Origin of the sequence: Mesorhizobium sp. ESP6-5, from assembly GCF_020164695.1 — a bacterium.
GTDB lineage: Bacteria > Pseudomonadota > Alphaproteobacteria > Rhizobiales > Rhizobiaceae > Mesorhizobium > Mesorhizobium australicum.
This window is the reverse complement of record NZ_JAIUGR010000005.1, coordinates 148180-160194: the sequence shown is the minus strand read 5'-3', so window position 1 is coordinate 160194 and position 12015 is coordinate 148180. Positions and strand designations below refer to the sequence as shown.

Here is a 12015-nt window from a genome sequence, read left to right as displayed (position 1 = left end):
TGAGACGTCGTGGCTGGCGAGACAACATAAGCCTTGTGACGAAACAATTTGTCGCCTGCAAGGCAGTTTTTCAGTGCCGCGTCAGCGGGCTTGAACGGGACCGAGGAGTTCCTCGGCGACCGCGAACACCGAGCCGGCGAGCGGCAGCAGGGTCATCTCCTTGAGTGTGTAGAAGGCAGCTGTCTCGGCGTCGTCGCGGGCCTCGGCCTCGCCACCGGCATAGATGGCGCCGAAGACCGTGAGGAGATAATCGACCGGGTGGCTGTCTTGCCTGCCGTCGATGTGGATTTCCCGAAGCGGGCGAAAGCCGGCGGCGCGCAAGCCGGTCTCTTCCATCAGTTCACGCCGTGCCGCGTCCTCCAGCGTCTCGCCGGCTTCGACCTTACCGCCGGGAAAGGCGTAGAGCCCTTGCGAGGGCGAACGCGCCCGCTTGACCAAGAGTGCGGTGTCGCCGCGCACGACGGCTACGGAAACGGCCGGAAGTACCTTGCGTGCTGTGTCCATCGATCCTTGATCAACTCATTTGAGAGACAGGTCTTTTGTGGACCGACAGCATGGGCAAGCTTTAGCGGTTGCGCAACGCCGGTTCGATCGCCACTTTCAACACCGAACTATTCGAAAGACACAATCGATCATGTGCGGACGTTTTGCCTTGACCGCCACGCCGGACCAGACCGCTGCCTTGCTGGGCCTTGCGGAGCTGGAGGATTTCCCGGCCCGCTACAACATCGCACCGACACAGCCGGTCCTGATGGTGACCGCTGGCGTGCCGCGAGCCCCAGGCTCCAATCTGCCGGACCGACAGCCGATGCTGGTGCGCTGGGGCCTGATCCCAGCTTGGGTGAAGGACACCAGGGAGTTTCCGCTGCTGTTCAACGCGCGCTCCGAAGGTGCGATCGAGAAGGCCTCGTTCAAGGCCGCCATGCGCCATCGCCGCGCGCTGGTGCCGGCGTCCGGTTTCTACGAATGGCGGCAGACCGGAGGCAAGAAGGGGCAACCCTATTGGATCCGGCCCAGGCATGGCGGGTTGATCGCCTTTGCAGGTCTGATCGAAACCTATGCCGAGCCCGGTGGCTCGGAGATGGACACCGGCGCTATCCTGACCGTCAACGCCAACGCCGATATTGCCCATATCCATGACCGCATGCCGGTGGTGGTCGATATTTCTGACTTTGCCCGTTGGCTGGATTGCCGCACGCTCGAACCACGCGATGTCGTCGATTTGCTGCGGCCGGCGCAGCCCGATTTCTTCGAGGCGATCCCTGTCTCCGACCTCGTCAACAAGGTTGCCAACACTGGACCGGAGATTCAAGAGAGGGGCGAAATCGGGCCGGAACCCGAGAAGGTCAGGCGCCAGAAACCTGGCGCGGACGACAGTCAGATGAGGCTGTTCTAGCGAAGCCGGTCGAAGTCTAAGTTCAGGACGCCTGTTCTCGCCCTCATCGCCGGCGATTGCGCCAGCCGCGTCATCTCAGGCAGCGCGAGGCGACACGATCTTCTGCGCCGGCTTCTTCTTCTTGGCGGTGTGAAGAAGGGCGGCGACGATGGCGGCCGGGCCGATTGCGCGATAGTGGTTGGCCAGCGCCGGTTGCTTGGCGCGGTTGGCTTCCTGCTTGCTTCGAGGCATGTTTCTCTTCCCTGGTAACATTTCCGTGTCTGCGTTTGCTGGTTGATTCCGACCAAATCGTGACGCGTGGTGATCTAGCCGGCGAATGTTTCATGACTGTGCCGACATGTTTAATAAAATGTTTCACTGACTGATTCCGCGTGACCGGGCGATGCGTTTGCCAGCCCTCGCTACCTTTTTCCCGGGATCCGCGACTTGACGGCAACACTGGTCAGGGCGATAAAGCCGCCGATGAAAACGTCTTTCGCCATTTGTGGCATTTGCATTATTGGCTAGCCTCGCGCTGGTCCGGACGTTTTCGCCTCATCTTCCCCAGAGTGGACAAACGCCCCGGCCAGCAGGCTGGAACCTGATTTGCGCCTCGGCGCTGGGCTGGCTCCATCCAGACAAGAAGTTCTGAACGGGAAGCATCGAATGTCTGACGCATCAAAGGGCCTGCGCCTCTACAACACGCTGACGCGCACGAAAGAGGGCTTCGTGCCGATCGATCCGCTTGACGTGCGCATGTATGTCTGCGGCCCGACCGTTTACGACTTCGCCCATATCGGCAACGCCAGGCCGGTGATCGTGTTCGACGTGCTGTTCCGCTTATTGCGCCACCTCTACGGCGAGACGCACGTGACCTATGTGCGCAACATCACCGACGTCGACGACAAGATCAACGCGCGGGCGCTGCGCGATTTCGGCGGCGAGATCGCTTCGGGAACCCTTTCGCTCAACGAAGCGATCCGACGGGTGACCGAAAAAACGGCCGACCAGTTCCACAGGGATGTCGCGACGCTTGGCTGCCTGGAGCCGACGGTCGAACCGCGCGCCACCGAATTCGTCGAACCGCGCGCCGACGGCAAGGCTGATATGATCACCTTGATTAAGCGCCTGATCGAACGCGGCCATGCCTATGTCGCGGCAGGCGAAGTTCTGTTCGATACGGCCTCGATGCCCGACTACGGTCAATTGTCGAAGCGCAATCTCGACGAGCAGCAGGCCGGCGCCCGCATCGCCGTCGACGCCCACAAGAAGAACCCCGGCGATTTCGTGCTGTGGAAACTGTCATCGCCGGAAGAGCCCGGCTGGCAAAGTCCATGGGGCAGGGGCCGGCCCGGCTGGCATATCGAATGCTCGGCCATGTCGGCCGCCTATCTCGGCGAGGTCTTCGACATCCATGGCGGCGGCCTCGATCTGATCTTCCCGCATCATGAGAACGAGATCGCCCAGTCGCGCTGCGCCCACGGCACCGATGTCATGGCCAATGTGTGGATGCACAATGGTTTCCTGCAGGTCGAGGGCCAGAAGATGTCGAAGAGCCTCGGCAATTTCTATTCGATCCAAGAATTGCTCGAGACCGAGACCTTCGGCGGCCGCAAATGGCCTGGCGAGGTGCTGCGGCTGGCGATGCTGATGACGCACTACCGGGAGCCGATCGACTTTTCCGTGCGCAAGCTTGAGGAGGCGGAGAACACGCTCCGCAAATGGAAACGCGCGTCGGACCTGGCGCCGGCTGCGGGAAGCCAGGTGCCGGCGGAAGTCGTGGAGGCGCTGTCGGATGATCTTGCGACCTACGCGGCCTTCCAGCAACTGACCCAGCTTGCCGGCGAGGCGACCGACTTCAGCGGCGCTGGCGAGAATGGCGCCGCGGCTTCCTTGAAAACCTCGCTCGCGTTCCTCGGTTTCGACGTCGGCGCGGCCAAGGTCGACGAGGCCGCGATTGCGGAAACCATCGCCAGGCGCCTGCAGTTCATCGCTGCCAAGAACTGGGCCGAGGCCGACCGCATCCGCGATGAACTCCTGGCGCAAGGCGTGCAGTTGAAGGATGGCAAGGATCCGGTCACCGGCGAGCGCGTGACGACGTGGGAGGTGAAGCGGTGAGGGTGGCGCCAGGCACCTTTGCGGTTTTGGCGGGGGCGCCGGTGACAGCCGATCTCCCCCCTTGCGGGGGAGATGTCCGGCAGGACAGAGGGGGGTGTGACGGAACACCGGCGTTTCCGTTTGTTCACCCTCGCTGCAAACATTTATTGAGAAGGCAGTGGTCGCAAGCTGATAGGTCGGCGGGACACCCCCCTCTGCCCTGCCGGGCATCTCCCCCGCAAGGGGGGAGATCAGCTCTCGTCGCCGATTTCGCTAATTGCCGGCGAAGGGGTGTTTGATGGGGCACGATCTCGTTCCGTCCCGTCAGCGCAAAAACGCAAAATCCATGCGGCGCGTGATGACCGATGCCGAGCTGAAGCTTTGGAATGAGTTGCGTGCTCACCGGCTGATGGGAATGAGCTTTCGGCGGCAGGTGCTGATTGGGCCTTATATCGTTGACTCTGCTTGCTCGGCCCATCGTTTGATAGTTGAAGTTGACGGCAGCCAGCATGCCGGCGCGGAACATTCAAGACGTGATCAGGCAAGAAGCGCTTATCTGAGCGCCAGCGGCTGGACTATCCTGCGCTTCTGGAATGACGACGTGATCCGCAATATCGACAATGTCTGCCAGCACATCGTTATCGCGGCCGGTCTGGCCGGCGCCGAAGTGCCGGAGCCAGCAACGGAGGAGCTCGTTTCATGATCGACCATCTCGGCATCACCGTTTCCGATTTCGATGCCTCCAAGGCCTTCTACGACAAGGCGATGGCGCCGCTGGGTGGCTCGCTGCTTTATATGGTGCCGCAGGAATACACTGGTGGCGCCAAGGTCGGCGGCTATGGCCGCGACCGGCCGGTGTTCTGGTTGAGCGCGGCCAGGGAAAAGCCCCGAGATCATCAGCACGTCGCCTTCACCGCGCGCAGCCGCGCCGAGGTCGACGCCTTTCACGCCGCCGCCCTTGCAGCCGGCGGCAAGGACAATGGCGGACCGGGCCTGCGTCCGCACTATCACCCCAACTATTACGGCGCCTTCGTCCTCGATCCCGACGGCAACAATGTCGAGGCGGTCTGCCATGATCCGGAGTGAAAACCAATGAGCCTCGACAACCGGCCTGTCTACACAGGCGGCTGCCAGTGCGGTGCGGTGCGCTTCCGCGTCGAAGGCGCGCTCGGCGACGCCTCGGTCTGCCACTGCCGCATGTGCCAGAAGGCCAGCGGCAATTTCTATCTGCCGCTGGTCTCGGTGCGCGGCGCCAAGGTCGACTGGACGCGCGGCGAACCCAAGCGGTTCAGTTCCTCCAATGTCGTATGGCGCGGTTTCTGCGCCGAATGCGGCACGCCGCTGACCTTCGAGGCGCCCGACGGCATGGCTCTGGCGATCGCCGCCTTCGACGATCCGGCTGGTATCGCGCCGACCATCCAGTGGGGCACGGAAGCAAAACTGCCCTATGTGGATTCCATTCCGCGATTGCCGGGCGAGGACACGATGGCGGATATCGGCTCGGCTCCTTATCTCGCCGAGCTCGTCTCCTATCAGCATCCCGACCACGACACCGACCAATGGCCGCCGGAGGAAAGACCATGACCGAAACTGTCCGAACCGGCGGCTGCCAATGCGGCGCCGTGCGCTTCCGCATCAAGGGGGCGCTGGGACGTGCGTCCATCTGCCATTGCCGCATGTGCCAGAAACAGTTCGGCTCCTTCTTCGGCGCGCTGGTGACGGTACCCAAGGATGGCGTCGAATGGACCCATGAAGAACCAAGTTATTTCCAGTCTTCGGTCAACATCGATCGCGGCTTCTGCGCCCGTTGCGGCACGCCGCTGACCTACCGGCAGCCCGGCGGGCTCGAGATCGCCATCGGCGCCTTCGACGACCGCTCGGATCTGGCGCCGCGGATCCAGGTCAACTATGCGGCACGGCTGCCTTGGGTCGAGACGATCTTCGACCAGCCTGTCCACCAGGATCCCGATTATTACGCGCGGCAGGAGCAGATCATCTCCTTCCAACACCCCGATTACGAAACGGCCAACTGGCCGCAACAGGGCCTGAAAATATGAGCTTGCGCACCCTCTACCCGGAAATCGAACCGTTCGACTCGGGGATGCTCGATGTCGGCGACGGCCATATGGTCTATTGGGAGCGGTCGGGCACTGAGGGCGCCAAGCCGGCCGTGTTCCTGCATGGTGGGCCGGGCGGCACCATTTCGCCAAAACACCGGCGGCTGTTCGACCCCAAGCTCTACGACGTCATCCTTTTCGATCAGCGCGGCTGCGGAAAATCGACGCCAAACGCCTCGCTGGAGGCCAACACGACATGGCATCTCGTTGCCGACATCGAGCGACTGCGCGAAATGGCCGGCTTCGATAATTGGCTGGTGTTCGGCGGTTCCTGGGGCTCGACGCTGGCGCTCGCCTATGCCGAGACACACCCTGATCGCGTCAGCGAACTGGTGGTGCGCGGCATCTACACGCTGACCCGCGCCGAGCTCGAATGGTACTATCAATTCGGCGTCTCGGAGATGTTCCCCGACAAATGGGAGCGTTTCCTGGCGCCGATCCCACAGGCCGAGCGCGGCGACATGATGGCAGCCTACCGCAAGCGGCTGGTCGGGTCCGACCGAAAGGTGCAGATCGAGGCCGCCCGCGCCTGGAGCCTGTGGGAAGGCGAGACGATCACGCTGCTTCCTGAACTCGAAACCAGCGGTCCGTTTGGCGAGGACGACTATGCCGTCGCCTTCGCCCGCATCGAAAACCACTATTTCGTCCATGCCGGCTGGCTCGAGGAGGGACAGTTGCTGCGCGATGCCGGGAAGCTCAAGGACATCCCCGGCACCATCGTCCACGGCCGCTACGACATGCCGTGCCCGGCGCGATACGCCTGGGCGCTGCACAAGGCCTGGCCGAAGGCGGACTTTCATCTGATCGAAGGCGCCGGCCATGCCTATTCGGAGCCCGGCATCCTCGACCGGCTGATCCGCACGACGGACAAGTTTGCGGGCAAATGACGATGAGCCGCGAGCGCCTCTATCTCTTCGACACCACGCTCCGCGACGGCCAGCAGACGCCGGGCATCGACTTTTCGGTCGAGGACAAAATCGCGATTGCCAAACTGCTCGACGAGTTCGGCTTCGACTATGTTGAAGGTGGTTATCCCGGCGCCAATCCGACCGACACTGCATTCTTCCAGCAGAAGCGCACGGCACGCGCAAAATTCGTTGCGTTCGGAATGACCAAGCGGGCTGGGGTCTCAGCCTCTAACGATCCGGGGCTGGCGGCGCTTGTCCAATCGAAATCGGACGCCATCTGCTTCGTCGCCAAGAGCTGGGACTACCATGTTCGCGTGGCGCTGGGTTGCACCAACGAGGAGAACCTCGACTCCATAAAAGTGTCCGTCGAGGCATCGGTCGCTTCGGACAAGGAAGCGATGGTCGATTGCGAGCATTTCTTCGATGGCTTCAAGGCCAATCCGGACTATGCGCTGGCCTGCGCAAAGACGGCCTATAACGCTGGTGCGCGCTGGGTGGTGCTATGCGACACGAATGGCGGCACGCAGCCCTCGGAAGTGCGGGCAATCGTCGAGAAGGTTATCGCCGCGGGCATTCCGGGAGAGCATCTCGGCATCCATGCCCATGACGACACCGGCCAGGCGGTGGCCAATTCCCTTGCCGCCGTCGAGGCCGGCGTGCGCCAGATCCAGGGCACGCTGAATGGCATCGGCGAACGTTGCGGCAACGCCAATCTGATTTCGATCGTGCCGACACTGGCGCTGAAGCCGGCTTTCGCCGACCGCTTCGAGACGGGAATCTCAGCCGGAGCGCTGACCGGCATTTCGCGCCTGTCGCGCGCCTTCGACGAATTGTTGAACCGCGCTCCGGAAGCGCAGGCGCCCTATGTCGGCTCGTCCGCCTTTGCCACCAAGGCGGGTATCCACGCTTCGGCGCTGGCCAAGGAGCCGGCGACCTATGAGCATGTGGAGCCGCAAGCCGTGGGCAACCGCCGCCGCGTCATGGTCTCCGACCAAGGCGGCAAGGCCAATTTCCTCGCAGAGTTGAAGCGGCGCGGCATCGATGTGCCGAAGGACGACCATCGGCTCGACGCCCTGATATCGGTGGTCAAGGAGCGTGAGGCCTCGGGCTACGCCTATGAGGGCGCCGACGCCTCATTCGAACTCCTGGCGCGCAAGATGCTGCATGGCCTGCCCGAATTCTTCCACGTCACTTCGTTCCGCTGCATGATTGAACGCCGCTTCGATGCCAATGGCCAGTTGAAGACGGTGTCGGAAGCAGTGGTCAAGGTGCTGGTCGAGGGCGAGGAGAAGATGTCGGTGGCCGAGGGCCATGGCCCCGTCAACGCGCTCGACATTGCGCTGCGCAAGGATCTCGGCAGATACCAGAACGAGATCGCGGATCTCGAGCTTGCCGACTTCAAGGTGCGGATCCTCAATGGCGGCACCGAGGCCATCACCCGCGTGCTCATCGAATCGCATGACGGTACCGGCGCGCGCTGGTGGACGGTCGGGGTCTCGGAAAACATCATCGACGCGTCGTTTCAGGCGCTAATGGATTCGATCGTCTACAAGCTGATGAAGAATCGCGAGATGGCGGGGCTGGTGGCGGCGGAGTAAGTTTGAACCATCAGCGAAAGTCCATTGATCCATCAGAACTTTGCGATGGTCTTGCCAAGATTACTGGGCCATAGCGTTGGGCCATGGCCGCTGAAGCAATTACTCCCGATGCAGAATCGAAAGCCCGCCGCGGCTTCTTGCTGGCGCTGGGTGCCTATCTCTTGTGGGGGTTGCTGCCCTTCTACATGAAGGCGGTGGCGCATCTGCCGCTTGCCGAGGTGATTGCACACCGCATCGTCTGGTCGGTGCCGATTGCCGCGGCGGTCCTGGTCTGGGCCGGCCGCACGGCCGACTTCAAGGTGGCGATCCGCTCGCCTCGCACCATCGCCATGGCGGGGCTGACGGCGGCGCTGATCTCGGTCAACTGGGGCATCTATGTCTGGGCGATCGCGGTCGACCGCACCGTCGAGACGGCATTGGGCTATTACATCAACCCACTGGTGAACGTCGTGGTCGGCGCACTGCTGCTCGGCGAGCGGCTCGACCGGTTGCAGATCGCGGCGGTGGTGCTTGCGGCGGTCGCCGTCGCCGTGCTGACAATCGACGGCGGCAAACTGCCCTGGGTGTCGCTGGCATTGGCGTTTTCCTTCGCCGCCTACGGCTTCTTCCGCAAGACGCTGCCGATCGGTCCCAGCCAGGGCTTCCTGCTCGAAGTGCTTTTGCTGTCGGTGCCGGCGCTGGGCTACATCGTCTTCCTTATCGCCACCGGACAGGACCATTTCGTCTCCAGCAATGGCACCGACACCGCGCTGCTCATCGGCTGCGGGCCGGTGACGGCCGTGCCGCTGCTGCTGTTCGCCTTTGGCGCCAAGCTGCTGCGCCTCTCGACCATCGGCATCATGCAGTACATAGCGCCGACCATGGTGTTTCTGATTGCCGTGCTGATCTTCGACGAGCCGTTCGGCACCACGCAAGCCATCGCCTTTGCCCTGATCTGGGCGGCCCTTGCGGTCTATTCCTGGTCCATGCTGGCGACGGCGCGCCGGGCTACAGCTGTCCGAGCCGCCTGACGAAAAGATAGGTCACGCCCGCGATCAGCAGCGACGCGCCCGTGATCACCCAAAAACCCAACGGGGTGTTGACCAGCGGCAAACCGCCGACATTCATGCCGAACAGGCCTGAGATGATGGTCATCGGCAACAGCACCGCCGTCATCACCGAGAGCACGTAAAGCAGCCGGTTCGACTGCGTCGTCAGCTTGGCCATCAGCTCGTCCTGCAGCAGCCGCGTGCGCGCCTGCAACTGCTCGCCGTCATAGTGCAGTGTCTGTGCGCGGTGCGAAAGCCGCGCCGCCATGTCGTTGATCGAATCCGGCAGGTCGTTGCGGTGCGAATGGTCGAGATGGCGAAACAGGTTGGTCAGCGTCGCCATCTGCCGGTGGATGACCACCAGGTGCCGGCGTGCATCGACCAGCGCCTGCCGCTCATTGTGCCATGCGTCGCAGACGATGCGGTCCTCAATGCCGTCGAGACTGTCGCTGAGTGCCGCGAGTTCCGTCGCCATCCCGTCGAACGACTGGCCGACGACAGCCTCGATCAGCTCGGCCGGAGAGCGGAACTTGCGCGATCCGTTCTCGATCGCCTTGCGGATGTTGTCGACCGATTGCAGCGGCTGTTTGCGAGCGCCGACCAGCATCCTGTCGTTGAGGGCGAAGCGGAAATGACCAAGCCCGCCGGCTTCCGCCGAATAATCATGGCGCAGGTCCGGCAGATCGCCATAGAGCCAGTCATCCTCGAGGTCGATGTGGCAGCCATGACTGGCGGTCAGGAAGGCTTCGCGCACCGGTGCCGGCAAGGCCTGATCGGCGCCGATCTCGTGGCGGGCGCGCATGTCGGAAAGCTGGTAGCTGCGCCATGTCCAATGCGCTGCGGCGGTATCCCTGGTCCGCACCCCCTCGGTGGTAAAGTGGTAGATGAAGAACAGACCGTGCTCATCGGGCAGGTAAGGCGACAGGTCAGTGCCTTCGGAGGGGATGGCGATGTTCATGGCGGCTTCGCCGGTCTCTGATGCGGTCGGGGTCGCGGGGGCGGCCAAGCGCGATTTCTAGCATGGCATCCCCGATTTCGTGTGACTGTTTCGTGACGGCGTGCCCCCTTACAGGACGCTGGTGATCCCGCCATCCACCAGCAGCGTCTGTCCGTTCACGAAACTGGCGGCGTCGGACGCCAGGAACACGGCAGCGCCCGCGAGTTCCCTCACTTCGCCCCAGCGCCGCATCGGCGTGCGAGCGGTCAGCCAGGCGGAGAATGTCTCGTCGGCGACCAGCGCGGCGTTGAGCTCGGTCTTGAAATAGCCCGGCGCGATGGCGTTGATACGCACGCCGTGCTGGCCCCATTCGCCGGCCATCGACTTGGTCAGCATGGTGATGGCGCCCTTGCTCGCCGCGTAGGGCGCGATCGAGGGGCGGGCGAGCACGCTCTGCACTGAGGAGACATTGATGATCGCCCCCCTTTGGCGCGCGATCATGCCCTTTACGACGGCCCGGCTCACCTTGAACACGCCGTCCAGGTTGGTGGCCATCAGCGCGTCCCAGTCGGCGTCGCTGAAGGTCTCCAACGGCGCCCGTCGCTGGATGCCGGCATTGTTGACCAGGATGTCGATCGGTGCGGTGCCGGTTTCCGCCGCCGCAATTGCCTGGTCGACCGACTGGGTGTCGGTCACGTCGATCACCGCTTCCGTGATCGAATGGCCCGCGGCGCGCAACTTGTCCGCGGCCGCTTTCAGATCGTCGGCCTTGCGGCCGCCGATCGTGACGCGCGCGCCGGCGCTAGCAAGCGCCTCCGCGAAGGCGAGGCCCAGGCCACGGCTGGCGCCGGTGATGAAGGCATGCTTGCCTTCGAGGCCGAACAGTTGGCCGAGATAGTCGGTAGAATGCAATTTGCACCTTCATCGGTTGCGATTTGTCGCCCGTCAGTCGAAGGCTCGTTCGGCCCTTGGCAAGCGGCAGCGCCAGCGTGCCGCTTGGCTTGATGAGATGCAAGGGCGCTTGTCGGCCTGGCGGTCTGGCTGACGACCTCGATTGTCGCGGCCGTCCGGCCTCAGCGCTTCGGCCCAAACCCCGGATAGGGGTTGAGTGGCACGATCGCGGCAATGTCCATCATGCCAGCCTTGACCAGTGGCAAGGTGGCCAGATGGCCGCGCACATCGGCATCGCTGCCGACTTCGAACATCATGCCGCTGCCGGGAATGTCGCCGATCTGGGGCAAGCTGCTCGGAGGGAGTAGGGAGCAGGCAGTAGGGGGAAGTGTACGCTCCGACACTGCAAACCTACTGCTCTACTCCCGTAACCTTACATCTTGTCGATCACCGACTGGACGCCCTCGGTCGGTGCGTCGACCGAGGAGCCCGCGACCATGATAGCGGCGACGATGGCCTCGGGGTCGTTGACGACCAGCGGCTTCACACGCTGCGCGGTATGAATGAAGCCTTCCGCCGCCATGTGATCAAGCAACGCCGTCATCGGATCCCAGAATCCGTTGACGTTGCCGAAGACGATCGGTTTGCGGTGATGGCCAAGCTGCGCCCAGGTCATGATCTCGACGATCTCCTCGACTGTGCCGATGCCACCAGGCAGCGCCACAAAGGCGTCGGATTTCTCGAACATCTTGTGTTTGCGCTCGTGCATGTTGTCGGTGATCGACAACTCGTCGAGCCGGTCAAGCGCGGTTTCGGTTGCTTCCTTGTTGATCAGGAAGCGCGGAATGATGCCCGTCACCTTGCCGCCGGCCTTGAGCGCGCCTTCGGCGACGGCGCCCATAATGCCTTTGGTGCCGCCGCCATAGACCAGCCGCAGGCCTGCCTTTGCAATTGAGCGTCCAAGCAGGTGGCCGGCCTTGACATAGATTTCATCGCGGCCCGGAGATGAGCCGCAATAGACGCAAACGGATCGAATCGTGTTCATGCCGATGATTGGTGATTGG

15 protein-coding genes are annotated in these 12015 nt (G+C 63.0%); 9 read left to right on the top strand and 6 right to left on the bottom strand.

What is annotated here, in order from left to right:
• Positions 1-81 precede the first annotated feature (81 nt).
• On the bottom strand, positions 82-504 hold the full coding sequence (locus LB524_RS10040) for an NUDIX hydrolase (protein ID WP_224525703.1): 423 nt from the start codon (positions 502-504) through the stop codon (positions 82-84).
• A 130-nt stretch (positions 505-634) separates the two neighbouring features.
• Between LB524_RS10040 and LB524_RS10035 the strand changes: the two genes are divergently transcribed.
• Positions 635-1396: an SOS response-associated peptidase gene (locus tag LB524_RS10035; protein ID WP_224525701.1), complete on the top strand. Its 762-nt coding sequence runs from the start codon at positions 635-637 to the stop codon at positions 1394-1396.
• 75 nt (positions 1397-1471) lie between these two features.
• Here the strand turns inward: LB524_RS10035 and LB524_RS10030 are convergent, their stop codons facing one another.
• Positions 1472-1627, bottom strand: coding sequence for a hypothetical protein (locus tag LB524_RS10030; RefSeq protein ID WP_015318552.1), 156 nt, complete (start codon positions 1625-1627; stop codon positions 1472-1474).
• A gap of 414 nt (positions 1628-2041) precedes the next feature.
• Here LB524_RS10030 and cysS point away from each other — a divergent pair, with 414 nt between their 5' ends.
• The 8 genes from cysS (at position 2042) to rarD (ending at position 9105) form a co-directional block, all read left to right on the top strand.
• Positions 2042-3493: a cysteine--tRNA ligase gene (gene cysS / locus LB524_RS10025; RefSeq protein ID WP_224525698.1), complete on the top strand. Its 1452-nt coding sequence runs from the start codon at positions 2042-2044 to the stop codon at positions 3491-3493.
• 277 nt (positions 3494-3770) lie between these two features.
• Positions 3771-4175 carry an endonuclease domain-containing protein gene (locus tag LB524_RS10020; RefSeq protein WP_224525696.1) on the top strand — a complete coding sequence of 135 codons (405 nt, stop codon included), beginning with the start codon at positions 3771-3773 and terminating at the stop codon, positions 4173-4175.
• Positions 4172-4558, top strand: a complete 387-nt coding sequence (locus tag LB524_RS10015) for a VOC family protein (protein ID WP_015318548.1) — start codon at positions 4172-4174, stop codon at positions 4556-4558. Before LB524_RS10020 ends, LB524_RS10015 begins: the two co-directional genes overlap by 4 nt.
• Before the next feature lie 6 nt (positions 4559-4564).
• Positions 4565-5056: a GFA family protein gene (locus LB524_RS10010; RefSeq protein WP_224525687.1), complete on the top strand. Its 492-nt coding sequence runs from the start codon at positions 4565-4567 to the stop codon at positions 5054-5056.
• A complete protein-coding gene (locus LB524_RS10005) occupies positions 5053-5529 on the top strand; it encodes a GFA family protein (RefSeq protein ID WP_015318546.1) in 477 nt (158 codons plus the stop codon). The genes LB524_RS10010 and LB524_RS10005 overlap by 4 nt, the downstream gene beginning before the upstream one ends.
• Positions 5526-6476 carry a prolyl aminopeptidase gene (pip, locus tag LB524_RS10000; RefSeq protein WP_224525683.1) on the top strand — a complete coding sequence of 317 codons (951 nt, stop codon included), beginning with the start codon at positions 5526-5528 and terminating at the stop codon, positions 6474-6476. The genes LB524_RS10005 and pip overlap by 4 nt, the downstream gene beginning before the upstream one ends.
• Positions 6473-8095, top strand: coding sequence for a citramalate synthase (gene cimA, locus LB524_RS09995; protein ID WP_224525680.1), 1623 nt, complete (start codon positions 6473-6475; stop codon positions 8093-8095). The genes pip and cimA overlap by 4 nt, the downstream gene beginning before the upstream one ends.
• Before the next feature lie 83 nt (positions 8096-8178).
• A complete protein-coding gene (gene rarD, locus LB524_RS09990; protein ID WP_015318543.1) occupies positions 8179-9105 on the top strand; it encodes an EamA family transporter RarD in 927 nt (308 codons plus the stop codon).
• Here the strand turns inward: rarD and LB524_RS09985 are convergent.
• The 4 genes from LB524_RS09985 to LB524_RS09970 form a co-directional block, all read right to left on the bottom strand.
• Positions 9083-10081, bottom strand: coding sequence for a transporter (locus LB524_RS09985; RefSeq protein ID WP_224526087.1), 999 nt, complete (start codon positions 10079-10081; stop codon positions 9083-9085). The two genes, rarD and LB524_RS09985, sit on opposite strands and share 23 nt — an antisense overlap.
• Positions 10082-10189: 108 nt before the next feature.
• Positions 10190-10972, bottom strand: a complete 783-nt coding sequence (locus tag LB524_RS09980; RefSeq protein WP_224525676.1) for a glucose 1-dehydrogenase — start codon at positions 10970-10972, stop codon at positions 10190-10192.
• Between the two features lie 161 nt (positions 10973-11133).
• Positions 11134-11301: a hypothetical protein gene (locus tag LB524_RS09975; RefSeq protein WP_224525674.1), complete on the bottom strand. Its 168-nt coding sequence runs from the start codon at positions 11299-11301 to the stop codon at positions 11134-11136.
• An 83-nt stretch (positions 11302-11384) separates the two neighbouring features.
• Positions 11385-11996: a TIGR00730 family Rossman fold protein gene (locus LB524_RS09970; protein ID WP_015318539.1), complete on the bottom strand. Its 612-nt coding sequence runs from the start codon at positions 11994-11996 to the stop codon at positions 11385-11387.
• Positions 11997-12015 lie beyond the last annotated feature (19 nt).

Coding starts and splice junctions, on each gene's coding strand:
- LB524_RS10040 (WP_224525703.1), bottom strand. CDS start 504: ATGGACACAGCACGCAAGGTACTTCCGGCCGTTTCCGTAGCCGTCGTG.
- LB524_RS10035 (WP_224525701.1), top strand. CDS start 635: ATGTGCGGACGTTTTGCCTTGACCGCCACGCCGGACCAGACCGCTGCC.
- LB524_RS10030 (WP_015318552.1), bottom strand. CDS start 1,627: ATGCCTCGAAGCAAGCAGGAAGCCAACCGCGCCAAGCAACCGGCGCTG.
- cysS (WP_224525698.1), top strand. CDS start 2,042: ATGTCTGACGCATCAAAGGGCCTGCGCCTCTACAACACGCTGACGCGC.
- LB524_RS10020 (WP_224525696.1), top strand. CDS start 3,771: ATGGGGCACGATCTCGTTCCGTCCCGTCAGCGCAAAAACGCAAAATCC.
- LB524_RS10015 (WP_015318548.1), top strand. CDS start 4,172: ATGATCGACCATCTCGGCATCACCGTTTCCGATTTCGATGCCTCCAAG.
- LB524_RS10010 (WP_224525687.1), top strand. CDS start 4,565: ATGAGCCTCGACAACCGGCCTGTCTACACAGGCGGCTGCCAGTGCGGT.
- LB524_RS10005 (WP_015318546.1), top strand. CDS start 5,053: ATGACCGAAACTGTCCGAACCGGCGGCTGCCAATGCGGCGCCGTGCGC.
- pip (WP_224525683.1), top strand. CDS start 5,526: ATGAGCTTGCGCACCCTCTACCCGGAAATCGAACCGTTCGACTCGGGG.
- cimA (WP_224525680.1), top strand. CDS start 6,473: ATGACGATGAGCCGCGAGCGCCTCTATCTCTTCGACACCACGCTCCGC.
- rarD (WP_015318543.1), top strand. CDS start 8,179: ATGGCCGCTGAAGCAATTACTCCCGATGCAGAATCGAAAGCCCGCCGC.
- LB524_RS09985 (WP_224526087.1), bottom strand. CDS start 10,081: ATGAACATCGCCATCCCCTCCGAAGGCACTGACCTGTCGCCTTACCTG.
- LB524_RS09970 (WP_015318539.1), bottom strand. CDS start 11,996: ATGAACACGATTCGATCCGTTTGCGTCTATTGCGGCTCATCTCCGGGC.